The sequence below is a fragment of the Belnapia sp. genome, from assembly GCF_059504005.1.
This window is the reverse complement of record NZ_JCACHU010000048.1, coordinates 1-16,893: the sequence shown is the minus strand read 5'-3', so window position 1 is coordinate 16,893 and position 16,893 is coordinate 1. Positions and strand designations below refer to the sequence as shown.

The window sequence follows — 16,893 nt, the reverse complement described above, 5'->3', positions numbered from 1 at the left end:
ATGCCGCGCAGCGAGCCTGGCTCAAGGAGGGTTGATATCGGGTTGAGAACGGCTCAGCCGGCGGACGGGAGCTGGTAGGGGCGGCCGGACTCGAACCGGCAAGGCCTTGCGGCCGGGGGATTTTGAGTCCCCTGTGTCTACCATTCCACCACGCCCCCGCGCCGGGCTGGATAGCACGGACTGCGGCCCGCTGCGAAGCCGGGGCGGCCGCCCGCGTCGCATCCGCAGGGCGCTTGCCAACCCCGGGCCCGCATTGTTCAGTGACCCGCAAGAACGACCGGAGGATCCGCCGTGCCCATCCCCCGCCGGGCCCTGCTCGCCGCGCCCGCGCTGCTGCCCGGCCTCGCCCGCGCCCAGTCCTGGCCCGACCGCCCAGTCCGCATCGTCGTCGCCTTCCCCGCCGGCACGGTGACGGACACGCTGATGCGCCACCTCGCCGAGCCGCTCGCCCGCGAGCTCGGCCAGCCGGTCATCATCGACAACCGCCCGGGCGGCAGCGGCGTGGTCGGCACGGAGAGCGTCGCCCGCGCCGTGCCGGACGGCCTCACCTGGTGCGTGCTGAGCGTCACCAACGGCGCGCTGAACACCTACCTGGTCCCGCGCCTGTCCTACGACCCGCTGAAGGACTTCGCCCCGGTCGGCTATGTCGCCGATACCGCCTATGTCCTCGTCGTCCCGGCCGCGAGCCCGGCGCGCGACCTGCAGGGCTTCGTCGAACTGGCACGGCGGCAGCCCCTCACCTTCAGCTACGGCAATGCCAGCGCCCGCATCGCCTCGGCGATGCTCACCCGCATGGCCGGCGCCGAGATGACGGCCGTGCCCTATCGCGGCGGGCCGGAGGCGCTGACCGACGTCATCGCCGGCCGCATCGACAGCACCTTCACCGACTTCGCCGCCGGCCTGCCGCAGGTGCGGGAGGGGAAGGTGCGGGCGCTCGCCGTCACCTCGCCCGAGCCCTTCGCCCTCGCGCCCGAGATCCCGCCCGTCGCCAGCCTGCTGCCGGGCTTCGCCGTCTCCGCCTGGTTCGGCATGGGCGTCCCCGCCGCGACGCCGGCGCCGGTGGTCGCCCGGGCCAACGCCGCGCTGGTCGCGGCGCTGGCCGATCCGGGCTTCACCGAGAAGGTCGGCCGGCTCGGCTACGTCCCGCGCGGCTCGACACCGGAGGCCTTCCACGCCTTCCTCCGCGGCCAGATCGCGGAGCTGGCGGTGCGCGCCAGGGAGGCGGGGCTGGAGCCGGGCTGATCAGCCCCGCCGCGCCCCCAGCCGCAGCACCAGCGCTCCGGATACCCCCGCCAGCAGCGAGCCGGCGAGAATGCCGATCTTCACCTCCGCCTGCAGCAGCGGCTCGCCCTCGAAGGCCAGCATGCCGATGAAGAGGCTCATGGTGAAGCCGATGCCGCAGAGCAGGGCCGTGCCCAGCAGATGCCCCCAATGCGCGTCGACCGGCATGTCCGCCCAGCCGAGCTTGATCGCCGCCGCGGCCGCGCCGAAGACGCCGATCAGCTTCCCGAACAGCAACCCGGCCGCCACGCCGAGGGTCAGCGGGTCGAGCAGCGCCTCCCGCGTCAGCCCGTCGAAGGAGACGCCTGCATTGGCGAAGCCGAAGACCGGGACGATGAGGAAGGCGACCGGCAGGTGCAGCGCATGCTCCAGCCGATGCAGCGGCGAGGCCGCGAGGTCGTCCGACCCGCCCGGCCGGTTCCGCAGCGGAATGGCGAAGGCCAGCAGGACGCCGGCGACCGTCGCATGCACGCCGGAGCGCAGCGTCAGCCACCACAGCGCCGCGCCGAGCAGCAGGTAGGGCGCCAGCCGGCACACCCCCGCCCGGTTCAGCCCGAGCAGGGCGAGCGAGACCAGCCCAGCGAGGCCGAGATAGGGCAGGGCGATCTCGCCCGTGTAGAAGACCGCGATGATGGCGACCGCGCCGAGGTCGTCGAGGATGGCGAGCGCCGCCAGGAAGATGCGCAGCGAGGCCGGCACCCGCGAGCCGAGCAGCGCCAGCACGCCGAGCGCGAAGGCGATGTCGGTCGCCGCCGGGATGGCCCAGCCGCGCAGCGTCGCCGGATTGCCCGCATTGAAGGCGACGTAGATCAGCGCCGGCACCGCCATACCGCCCGCGGCGGCAACGCCGGGCAGGATGCGGCGCCCCCAGCTGGCGAGCTGGCCGTCCAGCAGCTCCCGCTTGATCTCGAGGCCGACGAGCAGGAAGAACACCGCCATCAGCCCGTCATTGATCCAGTGCAGGACGCTGAGCGGCCCGAGATAGGCCGCGAGCATGCCGAAATACCGCTCCGACGCCCCGGAATTGGCGAGGATGAGGGCGATGGCCGCCGCCGCCATCAGCACCAGACCGCCCGAGGCGCTGTTGTGGAGGAAGTCCCGCAGCAGCGAGCGGGCGCGGCGCGAGGCGGGCTCCACTGGCATGTCCGGCATGTAGGCTCCTTCCAGTCGGGTGATGGCGCGCCGTGCTGCCGGAATTGTGGAGAAAAAGCAATCCGAACCGGCCGCCATCCGCGCCGGCGGCTGGGTGGCACCGCCATTGCATCGCCGCTGGCGACGCCGGCGCCCGGCCCGGGATGGACGCATGGGCCTGTGCCGGCGACATTCCTGCTGTAAGCGGTCCCCCATCGTCCCCACCCAGGACTCCGGATACCCCTCCCCCATGCCGCTGCACGTCGCGCTGACTCACGCCACCCGCTACAGATACGAGCACGCCGTCACGCTCGGGCCGCAGACCATCCGCCTGCGCCCGGCGCCGCATGCCCGCACGCCGATCGTGAGCTATGCGCTGACCATCGAGCCGCGGCCGCACTTCCTCAACTGGATGCAGGACCCGCAGGGCAACCACCTGGCGCGCGTCGTCTTCCCCGAGCGGGTCACGCATTTCGACGTCACGGTCGACCTCGTCGCCGACATGGCGACGATCAACCCCTTCGACTTCTTCCTCGAGCCCCAGGCCGAGACCTGGCCCTTCGCCTACGACCCGGTGCTGGAGCAGGAGCTGGCCCCCTTCCGCCGGACGGAGGCCGCCGGCCCGCTGCTCGCCGAGTTCCTGGCGGCGACCCCCCGCGGCGAGCAGCCGACGGTGGACATGCTGGTCGGGCTGAACCGCCGCATCCAGGAACGCACCGCCTATGTGGTGCGGCTGGAGCCGGGCGTCTGGACGCCGGAGGAGACGCTCGGCAGGGGGCGGGGCTCCTGCCGCGACAGCGCCTGGCTGCTGGTGCAGGCGCTGCGGCACCTGGGCTATGCGGCGCGCTTCGTCTCCGGCTACCTGATCCAGCTCGTCGCCGACCGGAAGCCGGTCACCGGCCCCGAGGGGCCGACTTCCGACTTCACCGACCTCCATGCCTGGGCCGAGGTCTACCTGCCCGGCGCCGGCTGGATCGGGCTCGACGCCACCTCCGGCCTGATGGCCGGCGAGGGGCATATCCCGCTCGCCGCCAGTCCGGAGCCGGCCTCGGCGGCGGCCATCAGCGGGCTTGCCGAGAAGGCGGGGACGGAGTTCGAATTCGCCATGTCGGTGACGCGGGTGCGCGAGACGCCGCGCGTCACCAGGCCCTATGCCGAGCGGCAATGGCAGGACATCCTCGCCCAGGGCGAGCGGGTGGACCGGGCGCTGCGGGCCGGCGATGTCCGCCTGACCATGGGCGGCGAGCCGACCTTCATCGCCGCCGACGACATGGACGCGCCGGAATGGAACACCGATGCGCTCGGCCCCACCAAGCGCCGCCATGCCGGGCGCCTGCTCCGCCGCCTCGCCGAACTCTGGGCGCCGGGCGCGGCGCTGCAATACGGCATGGGCAAGCAGTATCCCGGCGAGCAGCTCCCGCGCTGGGCGCTGCATGCCCATTGGCGCCGCGACGGCGAGCCGGTCTGGAAAGACCCTGGCCTGCTCGCCTCCGACGACGACCGCGGCAGCGCGACCGCGGCGGATGCTGCCCGCTTCGCCGGGATGCTCGCCGAGCGCCTGCAGGTCGACCCCTCGCTGGTCAACACAGCGCATGAGGACGTCCACTACTACCTGTGGCGGGAGAAACGCCTGCCCGCGAACGTCACCGCCGAGGATGCAAGGCTGCGCGACCCGCTGGAGCGCGCCCGCCTCGCCCGCGTCTTCGGGCAGGGACTGGCCGCCCCGGTCGGCAGCGTGCTGCCGCTGCGCCGGGTGATGCAGGACGGCCGGCGCCGCTGGCAGTCCGGCCGCTGGTTCTTCCGCGACGACACGCTGTTCCTCATCCCCGGCGACAGCCCAATCGGCTTCCGCCTGCCGCTCGAGAGCCTGCCCTGGGCCGACCCCGCCAGCATCGAGGCCGAGGTCGAGGCCGACCCGATGGCGCCGAGGGAGCCCCTGCCGCCATACGGTGACGTCGCGCGGCTTGCGCCGCGACAAGCCTCCGGGCGCCCGCACGGCCCAAGCACCATGGGCGCCGGCGCCGAGGGCTTCCGCCCGGTGCCGCAGGACCTGCCGGTCGTCGGCCAGGGCGAGCCCGGCCTGGTCCGCACCGCCCTCGCGGTCGAGGCGCGGGACGGCAGGCTCCATGTCTTCTACCCGCCGTTGATGGCGGCCGAGGACTGGCTCGACCTCACCGCCGCCGTGGAGGCGACCGCGGCCGAGGCCGGCCGGCAAGTGGTGCTGGAAGGCTACCTTCCGCCGCGGGACGAACGGATCCTGAGCTTCTCCGTCACCCCGGACCCGGGCGTGATCGAGGTCAACATCCACCCCAGCGCCTCCTGGGCCGAGCATGTCGAGCGGACGGAGCTGCTCTACGAGGAGGCCCGGCAGCTCGGGCTGTCGGCCGAGAAATTCATGCTCGACGGCCGCCATGTCGGCACGGGGGGCGGCAACCATGTGGTGATGGGCGCCGCCTCGCCCGCCGACAGCCCCTTCCTGCGGCGGCCCGACCTGCTGAAGAGCCTGCTCGGCTTCTGGCACAACCATCCGAGCCTCTCCTACCTGTTCAGCGGCCTCTTCATCGGCCCGACCAGCCAGCACCCGCGCGTCGACGAGGCGCGGGGGGACGCCATCGCCGAGCTGGAGGTCGCCTTCTCCAAGATCGAGCCGGGGCGGGAGGCGGCGCCCTGGCTGGTCGACCGGCTGTTCCGCAACCTGCTGGCCGACATGACCGGCAACACCCACCGCACCGAGTTCTGCATCGACAAGCTCTACGCGCCCGAGACCCGCTCCGGCCGGCTTGGCCTCGTCGAGTACCGCGCGCTCGAGATGCCGCCGCATGCCCGCATGTCGGCGGCGCAGATGCTGCTGATGCGGAGCGCCGTCGCCGCCTTCTGGCAGCACCCCTATGAGCGCCGCCTGGTCCGCTGGGGCACCCGCCTGCATGACGAGTTCATGCTGCCGCACTATGCCGAGCAGGACTTCCGCGATGCGCTGGACGAGCTCGGCTCGCTCGGCTTCCCGCTCGACCCAACCTGGTTCGCCCCACATCTCGAATTCCGCTTCCCCCGCATCGGCGAGGTGACGCTGCGCGGCACCGGCATCGAGCTGCGCCACGCCCTCGAGCCCTGGCATGTGCTGGGCGAGGAGCCGGCCGGCGGCGGCACCGCCCGCTACGTGGACAGCAGCACGGAACGGCTGCAGGCCCGCGTGACGGGCTGGGTCGCGGAACGCTATACCCTCGCCTGCAACGGCTTCGAGGTGCCGCTGGTGCCGACCGAGACCCAGGGCGAGTATGTCGGCGGCATCCGCTTCAAGGCCTGGGACCCGCCCTCGGCCCTGCACCCGACCATCCCCGCCCAGGGGCCGCTGGTCTTCGACCTTTATGACCGCTGGACGGGGCGGAGCCTCGGCGGCCTCACCCACCATGTGGTGCATCCGGGCGGCCGCAGCTACGACACCCTGCCGGTGAACGCCAACGAGGCCGAGGCCCGCCGCCGCACCCGCTTCCAGCCCTTCGGCCACACCCCCGGCCCGATGGCGCCGCCCGTCGCCGTGCCGGCCGGGGAGGCGCCGCGCAGCCTCGACCTGCGGCGGGTGGGGTAGGGTGGAGGCCGGCGCCCCGCTCGACGAGATGGTGGACGGCGCCGGCGGCTTCCGGCCGCACTGGCGCCCGCTGCTCGGGGCGCTGGCCGATCTGGGGCGCGAGGCGCTGGCCGAGCGCGCCCTCCTCATCGACCGCTTCTTCGCCGATGAGGGGGTGACGAGCCTGCTCGCCCCGCAGGAGGGCGCGCCTGCCGCCGCCTGGCGCTGCGACCCGGTGCCGCTGATCCTGCCGCCCGCCGAATTCGATGCGCTCGAGGCCGGCCTCGCCCAGCGCGCGGCGCTGCTGGAGGCGGTGCTGCAGGATGTCTACGGCCCGCAGCGCCTGCTGGCGGAGGGCGCCCTGCCGCCCGCCCTGGTCCATGCCAACCCCGCCTTCCTCCGCCCCTGCCGCGCGCCGGGGGGCGGCCGGGCCGGGCCGCTGCTGCACCTCTACGCCGCCGACCTGGTCCGCGCCCCGGACGGCGGCTGGCGCGTCGTCGCCGACCGCACCGCGAGCCCCACGGGCCTCGCCCATGTGCTGGAGAACCGCCGCGCCCTCTCGCGCCACATGCCGGAATTCATCCGCTCGCGGGAGCTGCGCCAGCTCGGCCCCTTCTTCGACCTCTGGCAGGAAGCCTTGCAATCCCTCGGCGCCGGCGGCAATCCCGCGATCGCCCTGCTGGCCACCGGCCATGCCAGCCCGCTCTGGTTCGAGCAGGTGATCCTGTCGCGCGAGCTGTCCTGCGCCCTGGTCGAGGGCGGCGACCTCAGCGTGCGCGACGGCGTGCTCTACCTGAAGACGCTGCGCGGGCTGCAGCGCGTCGACGTGCTGCTGCGCCGGCAGGACGGCCGCACCATCGACCCGCTGGAGCTCGACCCCAGCATGGCCCATGGCGTCGCCGGCCTGCTGGATGCCGCCCGCGCCGGGGCGGTGAAGATCGTCAACGACCCGGGCACCGGCTGCGTCGAGGCGCCGGGGATCGCCGCCTTCCTCCCCCGCCTCGCCCCGCGGCTGATCGGCGAGGCGCTGCGGCTGCCCGGCGCCCGGACCCTCTGGCTCGGCGAGGCGGAGGCCCGTGCCGAGGCGGAGCGGGACCTCGGGTCCTGGCTGGTCCGGCATGCGGTCGACGGCACCGTCCGCTCCATCCGTCCCGCCGCGCTGGGCGCCGAGGCGCGCGCGGCGCTGCTGGCCCGCATCGCCGCCGCGCCGCAGGACCATGCCCTCTCCGAGGTGATCCGCCCCTCCGTCGCCCCCTGCGTCGGGACGGCGGGGCTGGCGCCGCGGCCGGTGATGCTCCGCCTCTTTCTCCTCTTCGACGGCAGCCGCTGGCGCGCCCTGCAGGGCGGCCTGGCCCGGGTTCTGGATGGGGCGCCCGGCCCGGCGATCGCCAAGGATGTCTGGATCCCGGCCGAGGACGGCGCTGCCATCCATGGCCCGCACGGCCGCGCCGCCGCGCCGCTCGCCATCCGCCGCACCGCCGGCGAGCTGCCGAGCCGCGTCGCCGACAATTTCTTCTGGCTCGGCCGCTACCTGGAGCGGCTGGAGAATGCCGCCCGCCTGCTGCGCGCCGGGGCCAGCCGCCTCGGCCGCCCGGCGCCGACGCCGCGCGAGCTGGCCGAGCTCCGCAGCCTCTTCGCCTGCCTGGTCCGCGCCGAGCTGCTGGATGCCGAGACGGCGCAGGGCGGCGTGCACGGGCTCGGCGCCCGGGCGCTGACCCGCGCCCTGCTGCGGGCGATGCAGGAGGGCGGGCCGGTCGCCGGCCTCCTCGCCCGCGTCTCCCACCTCGCCGAGCTGCTGCGCGACCGGCTGACCGGCGAGATGCAGCACGCCCTCCACCAGGGCCTCCGCCAGCTCGCCGCCCAGCTCCGCCCGGTGCCGCAGCTGCGGGAGGATGCGCTCGGCCTCGAGCGGCTGGCCGAGCTGGGCAACGCCATCCTCTCCTTCGCCGCGACGGTCGCCGGCCTCGCCGCCGAGAACATGGTGCGGGGCGGCGGCCGGCTCTTCCTCGATCTCGGCCGGCGGGTGGAGCGCGCCCAGGCGATCGCCGCCGAGATTGCCCGCGCCCTCGACCAGCCGGGCGCCGCCGCCCAGCCGGCGCGGCTGGAGCCGGGGCTGCGGCTGGCGCTGGAGCTCAGGGATTCCGTCATCACCTATCGCAGCCGCTACCTGACGGCGCTGCAGGCCGGGCCGGTGCTCGACCTCGTCCTCGCTGACGAGGGCAACCCGCGCGGCCTGGCCTTCCAGCTCGCCGCCGCCCGCGACGTGCTGGCGGACCTGGACGGCGAGTCGCCCCTCGGCCTCGCGGCCGGGCAATTGCTGGAGGAGGCGCGGGCCATGGTGCGGGATGTCGCGGCGGCGCCGGTGCAGGCGGAGGCGGCGCTCGCCCTGCCGCCCCGGCTGCTGGCGATGGAGGGCGCGGTCGCCGCCCTCTCCAACCGCATCGCCCGGCGCTACTTCGCCCTGCTGCCGGTGGCGCACAGCCTCGGCCCCGCGGCCCCGGGCGGCCGGCTGCGCGGCGCCGCGTGATCTATCGGGTCCGCCACAGCACGCGCTATGCCTATGGCAGCACGGTCGACCTCGCCGCGCACCTGCTGCACCTGATCCCCCGCGCCCTGCCCGGCCAGCGCGTGCTCCAGGCCGCGGTGACGGCGACGCCCGCCCCCTCCCGCCGGCGGGATGCGCTCGACCATTTCGGCAATCATGCCACCTGGCTCTTCCTCGACGAGCCGCATGCCGCCTTCGAGGTGGTGGGGGAGGCGATGGTCGAGGTCGGCTTCGGCGCCCCGCCGCCCGCCGCGGCGACGCCGGCCTGGGAGCAGGTGGCGGCGATGGCGCGGGCCGGCGGCCCGGCGGCCTGGCAGGCGGCGGAATTCGCCTTCGCCAGCCCGATGGTCCGGGTGGAGCCCGCCGCCGGCGCCTATGCCGCGCCGAGCTTCCCCTCCGGCCGGCCGGTGCTGGAGGGGCTGCTCGACCTCAATGCCCGCATCCGCCGCGACTTCGCCTACCGCCCCGGCGCCACCGGCCTGGCGACGCCGGTGGCGGAGGTGCTGGCGCGGCGCGAGGGCGTCTGCCAGGACTTCTCCCATGTGATGATCAGCGCGCTGCGGGCGCTCGGCCTGCCGGCGCGCTATGCCTCCGGCTATATCCGCACCCGCCCGCCGCCGGATGCGCCCCCGGGCCAGCCGCGGCGGCGCGGCGCCGACCAGTCGCATGCCTGGGTCGGCTGCTGGCTCGGCCCGCAGCATGGCTGGGTGGACCTCGACCCGACCAACGGCGCGGTGGTGCGGGACGAGCACCTGGTCGTCGGCTGGGGGCGCGACTACGGCGATGTCAGCCCGGTCAGCGGCGTGGTGCTCGGCGGCGGGGAGCACGCCCTCGCCATCGCCGTCGACCTGGAGCCGGTCGCCGTCGAGGCCGCGGGGTAGCGGGGCGAGGCGTTCGGCCTGATGACATCGCGCCGGCCGAGGCGGTACTAGAGCGAGCCCCAGGGGATAATCCGCAACGGGCTGGAGCGGCGCCGGGCCGTCCGGGTCCTGGGCGGCGGGGAGCAGTGGGGGCGGGATGCCGGAACAGGGTCGCGGGCTGCTGCCCGGATTGCACGGGCTGCGCGCAGCGGCGGCGATGATGGTGCTGCTCTACCACCTGCATGCCATCCCCAACCTCGCGGTGCCGGCGGCCCTGCCCTGGATCGCCACGCATTTCGGCCTCGGCGTCCACCTGTTCTTCGCGCTCTCGGCCTTCGCCCTGGCCTGGGCGAACCCCCAGATGGCCGAGCGGCCGGGACCCTACCTGGTCAAGCGCTTCTTCCGCATCGCGCCGCTCTACTACCTCGTCCTCGCCGCAATTCTGCTGCGCGCCGGCTGGCCGGGCCCCGGGCGCCTGGCCGCAGAGGTGACCTTCACCTTCAACCTGCTGCCGGGCTGGCATGGCGGGCTGGTCCCGGCTGGCTGGACCGTCGGCGCGGAGATGCTGTTCTACCTCCTGCTGCCGCTGCTGATGCGGGTCCGCGGCGTCGCCGGCATGGCCGTGGCCACCATCCTGGCGATGCTGGCCTCCGGCGCCGCGCGCCTGCTGCTCACGGCATGGATGCCCGGCAGCGACTACAGCCTGACCTCGCTGGCCAGCAACCTGTCGGTCTTCGTCACCGCGCTGCTCGCCTTCCGCATCTTCGAGCGCGTGCGCGGCACGCCGGCCGAGGGCCGCGTGGCCGCGCTGGCCGCCGCCCTGGCCCTCGGCCTGCTGGCCCTGCTGCTCTCGCCTGCGGCCTGGCTGGCGGACGGGCCGGGCGATGCCCGGGTCCTGGCCTTCGGCTGCGCCTTCGCCGCGGCCTGCCTGTGGCAGGCGCTGCGGCCCTCCTGGCTGATGCGGTCCCGGCCCGCGCTGTGGCTGGGGGAGCGGAGCTACAGCATCTACCTCTCGCACTTCCTGCTGATCCTGGCCCTGCGCCCGGCCTATGGCTGGGTCCTCGACCGGCTCGGGCAGGGCGGGGCCGCCTTCCTGGCCTGCGCCGCCATCACGCTGCCGCCGCTCTGCCTTGCCGCGGCGCTCGGCTACCGGTTCGTGGAAGTCCCGGGCATGGCCCTCGGCCGCCGGCTGCTCGGGCGCAGGCTGGACGGGGGCGGCCGCGCCGGCCTCGCGCCGGCGCCGCGGGTCGGGGCCTGAGCCCATCGGCCGCAGCGGGCGACGGCGGCCGGCTCCGGAGGCGACGTCCATGGAACCATTCGGACAACGGCGCGTCTCGCCCGCGCCTCCCGGCCCCCTGAGGTCCAAATGAAGCTCTTCCGCTGCCAGGCCTGCGCCCAGGTCCTTTATTTCGAGAACACCCGCTGCGAGCGCTCGGGCCATGCCCTCGGCTACCTGCCGGAGGAGGTCGAGCTCTCGGCCCTCGAGCCGCTGGAGCCCGCCGGCGACGGCACCGCGCGCTGGCGGCCGCTGGCCGACCCGAATTCCGAGGTCCGCTTCTGCGCCAATGCGCAGTACGAGGCCTGCAACTGGCTGGTCCCGGCCGGGTCGGAGGAGCCCTTCTGCCGCGCCTGCCGGCACAACCGCACCGTCCCCGACCTCACCGATCCGGCGAACCTGCATGCCTGGCAGCGCTGGCAGGGCGCCCTGCACCGGCTGTCCTACACCCTCCGCCGGCTCGGCCTGCCGCTCGCCAACCGGGTCGACGACCCGGAGCACGGCCTTGCCTTCGACGTGCTGGCCGACACGCCCGGGGGGCCGAAGGTGATGACCGGGCATGACGAGGGCATCATCACCCTCGCCCTCTCCGAGGCCGACGATGCCGAGCGCGAGCGCCGCCGCACCGCGATGGGCGAGCCCTACCGCACCCTGCTCGGCCATGTCCGGCACGAGACGGGGCACCATTACTGGAACGTCCTCGTCCGCGACGCCGGCCGGCTGGAGGAATGCCGCGCCGTCTTCGGCGACGACAGCCAGGACTATGGCGAGGCGCTGAAGCGGCACTATGCCGAGGGCGCGCCGGCCGACTGGCAGGACGCCTACGTCAGCGCCTATGCCACCGCCCACCCCTGGGAGGATTTCGCCGAGACCTGGGCGCATTACCTGCACATCGTCGACACGCTGGAGATGGCGGCCGCCTTCGGCCTCCGCCTCCGCCCGCGGCTGCCCCAGGCCGAGGCGACGGCGGCCATGGTGCTGGCGGCGAATATCGACTTCGACCCTTACGGCCAGGTGTCCATCGAGGACATGATCGAGGCCTGGCTGCCGCTGACCTATGCGGCGAACAGCCTCAACCGCTGCATGGGAGCGCCGGACCTCTACCCCTTCGTGCTGTCGGCCCCGGCCATCGCCAAGCTCGGCTCGATCCACCGGCTGGTGCACGCGCAAAATGCCGCTTGAACAGTCATCTTCGAGATGTCACGGTTGTGGAACGGAAAATCGGTGCCCCTTCGAGGCGGAAGCGGTTAAGATCGGCCTACACGACCAGGCGTTCAGGCGGCAGGCTTTTCAACCTGAGAGAGCTATGACAAAGATTGATGCGGTGTTAAGCGCCGGTTACGCGCCGGTATCCAAGCCCGAAGGCACCGATCCCGGCAAGGTGGCCGACCGTGCCGGGGAGGCGCGCTCGACGATGACGATCTGGGCGGAGTGCATCGTCTCCGCCGCGCACCGCTTCGCCCAGTACGACCTGCACGGCCACACCTACACGGTCCGCGTCTCCGTTCGCGAGGGGGTGGACGGCTTCGTCAATGCCGAGAGCTTCCGTGACGAGCTGATGCGCATCCGCCAGGGCGTCGACCATCGCTGCCTGAACGACGTGCTGGAAACCCCGACCATGGAGGAGCTCGCGCGCTGGTTCGCCCGCGAGGTCCGCAAGGAGGGGTTCGACGTCACCGAGGTGCAGATCATCCGCCCCGAGGGCCTCGGCTGCCGCCTGAGCCTCGACGGTTGAGCGGAAACCGGGTGGCCCCCCGCGGGCCGGGTCGCCGTCCGGCTTCGTTTCGTGGCGTTTCCGCCAATTCCGCCGCTGCCAAGCCCTCTCCTTCTCGTTTATAAGGAAGGTGGCTTCTCCCCGGCGTGTGGATTGCACCCCGGGGCCGGGCCATCCGTGACGAGGGGTTGACGATGCGGCTGATCGAGCGGCGCCGGATGATGGTGGGGGCCGGCCTCCTGGCGCTGACCTGCGGGCGTGCCGGGGCGGAATCCCTGCAGGCGCCCAGCGGCCGCGTCATCCTCACCGTCTCGGGCAGGATCGGCGTCAGCAACGAGGGCGAGGCCGCCCGCTTCGACCGCGCCATGCTGGAGGCGATCGGCATGGCCTCTTTCACCACCACCACCCCCTGGTATGACGGCCCGGTGACCTTCGAGGGCGTGCCGATGACGAAGCTGCTGCAGCGCCTCGGGGCCCAGGGCGACATGGTGCAGGCGATCGCCCTTAACGACTACTCGACCGAGATCCCGGTCGCCGACTTTGCCCAGCACGGGGTGCTGCTGGCGCTGAAGCGCGACGGCGCCTACCTGACCGTGCGGGACAAGGGGCCGCTCTTCATCGTCTACCCCTATGATTCCGACCCGGCGCTGAAGTCGCCGCGGTATTACGGCCGCTCCGCCTGGCAGGTAGCGCGCTTGGTCGTCCACTAGCCGATGCCCTGGCCGGACGCCAATCGCCGGGCGCAGCCCCCCGCGGGCCTGCCGCGCCTCCAGCGCTTCGGCTTTGTCACCATCATCGGCGTCCTGGTCCTGGTCGCCGCCTATGTCTCCGTCCTCATCAACCAGCGCCAGCAGTCGCTGGCCGCGGTCTCGCGCTACAACGTCACCTGGCTGGTCAGCCAGGGCGTGCTGGAGGTGGCGCGGCTGCAGGCGGCCATCGCCACCTACCGGGCCCAGCCCGAGGAGGAAAATCTCGAGACCGTCCAGCTCTGGCTCGACATCGTCGCCAGCCGCGCCCAGCTCCTCAGCGGCGGGGGCGACGCGGCGCTCTTCATCCGCGACGATCCGGAGCGGCTAGCGACCGTCGCCCAGCTCCAGCGCACCATCGTCGCGGCCCAGCCGATGGCGGAGCGGCTCGGCGAGCCGGGCGTCGCCGGCCGCATGCTGGATGCCTTCGCCGAGCTGAGCCCGCGGCTCACCCGCCTCGTGGCCGCCTCCTATGCCCATGGCAACGACCTCGTCTCCGGCGACATCCAGCAGCTCGGCTGGCTCTACTGGACCTTCACCGGCGTGCTGGTCGCGCTGCTGCTCTGCTGCGGAGGGCTGATCGCCACGCTGATGGCGCATAACCGGCTGATCCGGAACGCCCATGCCGAAGTCCAGGTGCTGGTCCAAGACCTCACCCGCACCGGCCGCCAGCTCGCCGTCGCCAAGGAGCAGACGCAGGAGGCGATGGCCGAGGTGCAGCAGCAGTACCGCGCGCTCCGCCTCAGGGATGCCGAGCTGCACCTGCAGAACACCCGGTTCGACGCGGCGCTGAACAACATGTCCCAGGCGCTCTGCATGGCCGGGCCCGACCGGCGGCTGATCGTCTGCAACAGCCGCTTCCTCGAGCTGTTCGGCCTCACCGAGGTGGAGGCCATGGCCGGGACCCCGCTCAGCGCGCTGATGGCCTCGCTCCGCCGGGCCGGACGGTTCGGGCCGGCCCTGCTGGCCGATCTCCGGGCTGCCCAGGCCGCGCTGGTTGCCGAGGGCCGGGCCGATACCTTCTGGCGCGAGGGGGCGGATGGCCGCGCCATCGCCGTGTCGCATCGTCCGATGGCCGGCGGCGGCTGGGTGGCGACCTATGAGGACATCACCGAGCGCCGCCGGGTCGAGGCGCGCATCAGCTACATGGCGCATCACGACACGCTGACCGACCTGCCGAACCGGCTGCTCTTCCGCGAGCGGATCGAGGCGGCGCTGGCCGCGGCGGGGTCCGGCCAGAATGGCGGGGCGGCGCTGCTCTTCCTCGACCTCGACCACTTCAAGAACATCAACGACACGCTCGGCCATCCGCTCGGCGATGCCCTGCTGCGCGACGTGGCGCGGCGGCTGCGCAGCTGCATCCGCGAGGGCGACCTGGTGGCGCGGCTCGGCGGCGACGAATTCGCCATCCTCCAGGCCCCGGGCCGCTCGGCGGCGGATGCGGCGGCGCTCGCCCAGCGCGTGGTCGACGTGGTCTGCGCCCCCTACGAGCTGCTCGGCTACCGCGCCCAGGTCGGCGCCAGCATCGGCATCGCGCTCGCCGAGCATGTCGCCGGCGAGCCCGCCACGGCCGCCAACCAGATGCTGAAGCATGCCGACCTCGCCCTCTACCGCGCCAAGGCCGCCGGGCGGCGGACCTGGCGCTTCTTCGAGGCCAGCATGGCGGCGGAGCTGGAGGCCCGGCTGTCGATGGAGGCCGACCTGCGCGAGGCCCTGCCGCGCAACCAGCTCGAGGTGATGTACCAGCCGATCTTCGGCCTGAAGGCCAACCGCCTCGCCGGCTTCGAGGCGCTGCTGCGCTGGCGCCATCCGGTGCGCGGCATGGTCTCGCCCGGCGAGTTCATCCCGATGATGGAGGAGATCGGGCTGATCGAGGCGGTCGGCCGCTGGGTGCTGGAGCAGGCGACGCGCGAGGCCGCCACCTGGCCGGCGCCGCTGAAGGTGGCCGTCAACCTCTCGCCCCTGCAGTTCCGCGCTGCCGACATCGCCGCCAGCATGCTGCACGTCCTCGGCCAGTCCGGCCTCGCGCCGGGGCGGCTGGAGCTGGAGATCACCGAATCGGCCCTGCTGCAATCGGATGGCGGCGTGGCCGAGGTGCTGCAGGCCTTCCGCAGCACCGGCATCCGCACCTCGCTCGACGATTTCGGCACGCGCTACTCCTCGCTGAGCTACCTGCTCAGCTTCCCCTTCGACAAGATCAAGATCGACCAGTCCTTCGTGCGCGACATGGCGGACCGGGCGGAATCCGTCGCCATCGTCACCTCCGTCGCCCATCTGGCGAACCAGCTCGGCATGGCGACGACGGCCGAGGGGGTGGAGACGGCCGAGCAGCTCCGCCGCGTGCGCGAGGCCGGCTGCACCGAGGCGCAGGGCTACTTCTTCGGCGCGCCCGAATCGGCGGCCGAGCTGCGCCGCTGGTTCGACGAGCCGAGCCGCTCCGAGCGCATCCTCCAGGCAGCGCTGTAACCGCAGCCGGTTGGCCGCGGCGACCGCCGCTGGCAGATAGGGCCCATGCCGCATCACACGCCTCTCCTCACGACGCTTGCCGCCGCACTCGGGGCTGCCCTCCTGCTCGGGGTGCTGGCGCGCAAGCTCCGCCTGCCGCCGCTCGCCGGCTACCTCCTCGCCGGCATCCTGATCGGGCCGCACACGCCCGGCTTCGTCGGCGACCTGGCGCTGGCCGCGGAGCTGTCCGAGATCGGCATCATCCTGCTGATGTTTGGCGTCGGCCTCCATTTCTCCCCGCGCGAGCTGGCCGAGGCGCGCGGCGTCGCGGTGCCGGGGGCGCTGGTGCAGATGGGCGTCGCCACGCTGCTCGGCTGGGGGCTGGCGCGGCTCTGGGGCTGGACGGACGGGCAGGGGCTGGTCTTCGGCATCTGCCTCTCCGTCGCCAGCACCGTCGTGCTGCTGCGCGCCCTGCAGGAGCGCGGCGGGCTCGGCAGCCGGGCCGGGCAGGTCGCGGTCGGCTGGCTGGTGGTGGAGGACCTGGCGATGGTCGTCGCCCTGGTGCTGGTCCCGGTCGCCGCCGCGCTGCTCGATGGCCGTGCGCCGGCGGGCATGCTGATGGGCATGGGCATGAGCATCGGCGGCCAGGACATCCTGCTCTCGCTGCTCATCACCCTCGGCAAGATCGCGGTCTTCATCGGGCTGATGCTGGTGGTGGGCAGCCGGGTGATGCCCTGGGCGCTGTCGCTGGTCGGCGGGCTGCGCTCGCGGGAGCTGTTCTCGTTGGCGGCCTTGGTCGCGGCGCTCGGCGTCGCCTATATCGCCTATGTCGCCTTCGGCGTGTCCTTCGCGCTCGGCGCCTTCCTCTCCGGCCTGGTGCTCGGCCAGTCGCCGCTCAGCCAGAAGGCGGCGGAGCAGACGCTGCCGCTGCGCGACGCCTTCGCCGTGCTGTTCTTCGTCTCGGTCGGGATGCTGTTCGACCCGGGCATTCTGGTGCAGCAGCCGCTCGCCGTCGCCGCCGCGACGCTGGTGGTGATTGCGGGGAAGTCGGCGGCGGCCTGGGCCATCGCCCGGCTGCGCGGGATGAGCGAGGGGGAGGCGCTGATGATCGCCGCCTCGCTCGCGCAGATCGGCGAGTTCAGCTTCATCCTGGCCGGGATCGGCGTGGCGGAGCGGGTGATGCCGGCGGCCGGGCGCGACCTGGTGCTGGCGGTCGCGCTGCTGACCATCGCGTTGAACCCGGCCGTCTTCTGGCTGGCGGACCGGGTGGCGGCCCGCCTCACGCTTCCCCCAGCACCTCGGTGATGGTTCCGTCCTGTGCGATGCGGCC

11 protein-coding genes and 1 tRNA gene are annotated in these 16,893 nt (G+C 73.4%); 10 read left to right on the top strand and 2 right to left on the bottom strand.

Features of this window, described 5'->3' with window-relative positions:
* Window positions 1-72: 72 nt before the first annotated feature.
* Window positions 73-158, bottom strand: a tRNA-Leu gene (locus AC5JJ1_RS07635).
* A 133-nt stretch (window positions 159-291) separates the two neighbouring features.
* Here AC5JJ1_RS07635 and AC5JJ1_RS07630 point away from each other — a divergent pair.
* Window positions 292-1,242: a Bug family tripartite tricarboxylate transporter substrate binding protein gene (locus tag AC5JJ1_RS07630; RefSeq protein ID WP_495784513.1), complete on the top strand. Its 951-nt coding sequence runs from the start codon at window positions 292-294 to the stop codon at window positions 1,240-1,242.
* On the opposite strand, the gene nhaA is transcribed toward AC5JJ1_RS07630, so the two are convergent.
* Complete coding sequence (gene nhaA, locus AC5JJ1_RS07625; protein WP_495784512.1) at window positions 1,243-2,433, bottom strand: Na+/H+ antiporter NhaA; 1,191 nt, start codon at window positions 2,431-2,433, stop codon at window positions 1,243-1,245.
* Window positions 2,434-2,662: 229 nt separating this feature from the next.
* On the opposite strand from nhaA, the gene AC5JJ1_RS07620 reads away from it, so the two are divergent.
* From AC5JJ1_RS07620 to AC5JJ1_RS07580, 9 genes are all read left to right on the top strand, one after another.
* The gene (locus tag AC5JJ1_RS07620) at window positions 2,663-5,998 is read left to right on the top strand and encodes a transglutaminase family protein (protein WP_495784511.1); all 3,336 of its coding nucleotides are present in this window, start codon (window positions 2,663-2,665) and stop codon (window positions 5,996-5,998) included.
* A gap of 1 nt (window position 5,999) precedes the next feature.
* Window positions 6,000-8,504, top strand: a complete 2,505-nt coding sequence (locus AC5JJ1_RS07615; protein WP_495784510.1) for a circularly permuted type 2 ATP-grasp protein — start codon at window positions 6,000-6,002, stop codon at window positions 8,502-8,504.
* Window positions 8,501-9,403: a transglutaminase family protein gene (locus tag AC5JJ1_RS07610; RefSeq protein ID WP_495784509.1), complete on the top strand. Its 903-nt coding sequence runs from the start codon at window positions 8,501-8,503 to the stop codon at window positions 9,401-9,403. The genes AC5JJ1_RS07615 and AC5JJ1_RS07610 overlap by 4 nt, the downstream gene beginning before the upstream one ends.
* 136 nt (window positions 9,404-9,539) lie before the next feature.
* Window positions 9,540-10,640: an acyltransferase family protein gene (locus AC5JJ1_RS07605; RefSeq protein ID WP_495784508.1), complete on the top strand. Its 1,101-nt coding sequence runs from the start codon at window positions 9,540-9,542 to the stop codon at window positions 10,638-10,640.
* A gap of 108 nt (window positions 10,641-10,748) precedes the next feature.
* The gene (locus tag AC5JJ1_RS07600) at window positions 10,749-11,840 is read left to right on the top strand and encodes a zinc-binding metallopeptidase family protein (protein ID WP_495784507.1); all 1,092 of its coding nucleotides are present in this window, start codon (window positions 10,749-10,751) and stop codon (window positions 11,838-11,840) included.
* Between the two features lie 199 nt (window positions 11,841-12,039).
* Window positions 12,040-12,393: a 6-carboxytetrahydropterin synthase gene (locus tag AC5JJ1_RS07595; RefSeq protein ID WP_495784506.1), complete on the top strand. Its 354-nt coding sequence runs from the start codon at window positions 12,040-12,042 to the stop codon at window positions 12,391-12,393.
* A gap of 173 nt (window positions 12,394-12,566) precedes the next feature.
* Window positions 12,567-13,082 carry a putative pterin-binding protein gene (locus AC5JJ1_RS07590; protein WP_495784505.1) on the top strand — a complete coding sequence of 172 codons (516 nt, stop codon included), beginning with the start codon at window positions 12,567-12,569 and terminating at the stop codon, window positions 13,080-13,082.
* A 3-nt stretch (window positions 13,083-13,085) separates the two neighbouring features.
* Window positions 13,086-15,584 carry a putative bifunctional diguanylate cyclase/phosphodiesterase gene (locus AC5JJ1_RS07585; protein WP_495784504.1) on the top strand — a complete coding sequence of 833 codons (2,499 nt, stop codon included), beginning with the start codon at window positions 13,086-13,088 and terminating at the stop codon, window positions 15,582-15,584.
* A gap of 45 nt (window positions 15,585-15,629) precedes the next feature.
* The gene (locus AC5JJ1_RS07580) at window positions 15,630-16,868 is read left to right on the top strand and encodes a cation:proton antiporter domain-containing protein (protein ID WP_495784503.1); all 1,239 of its coding nucleotides are present in this window, start codon (window positions 15,630-15,632) and stop codon (window positions 16,866-16,868) included.
* The last annotated feature ends 25 nt before the right edge of the window (window positions 16,869-16,893 follow it).

Excerpts from the sequence above, each read along its gene's own strand:
- AC5JJ1_RS07620 (WP_495784511.1), top strand. The coding sequence starts at position 2,663 with ATGCCGCTGCACGTCGCGCTGACTCACGCCACCCGCTACAGATACGAG.
- AC5JJ1_RS07600 (WP_495784507.1), top strand. The coding sequence starts at position 10,749 with ATGAAGCTCTTCCGCTGCCAGGCCTGCGCCCAGGTCCTTTATTTCGAG.
- AC5JJ1_RS07590 (WP_495784505.1), top strand. The coding sequence starts at position 12,567 with ATGCGGCTGATCGAGCGGCGCCGGATGATGGTGGGGGCCGGCCTCCTG.
- AC5JJ1_RS07605 (WP_495784508.1), top strand. The coding sequence starts at position 9,540 with ATGCCGGAACAGGGTCGCGGGCTGCTGCCCGGATTGCACGGGCTGCGC.
- AC5JJ1_RS07585 (WP_495784504.1), top strand. The coding sequence starts at position 13,086 with ATGCCCTGGCCGGACGCCAATCGCCGGGCGCAGCCCCCCGCGGGCCTG.
- AC5JJ1_RS07580 (WP_495784503.1), top strand. The coding sequence starts at position 15,630 with ATGCCGCATCACACGCCTCTCCTCACGACGCTTGCCGCCGCACTCGGG.
- nhaA (WP_495784512.1), bottom strand. The coding sequence starts at position 2,433 with ATGCCGGACATGCCAGTGGAGCCCGCCTCGCGCCGCGCCCGCTCGCTG.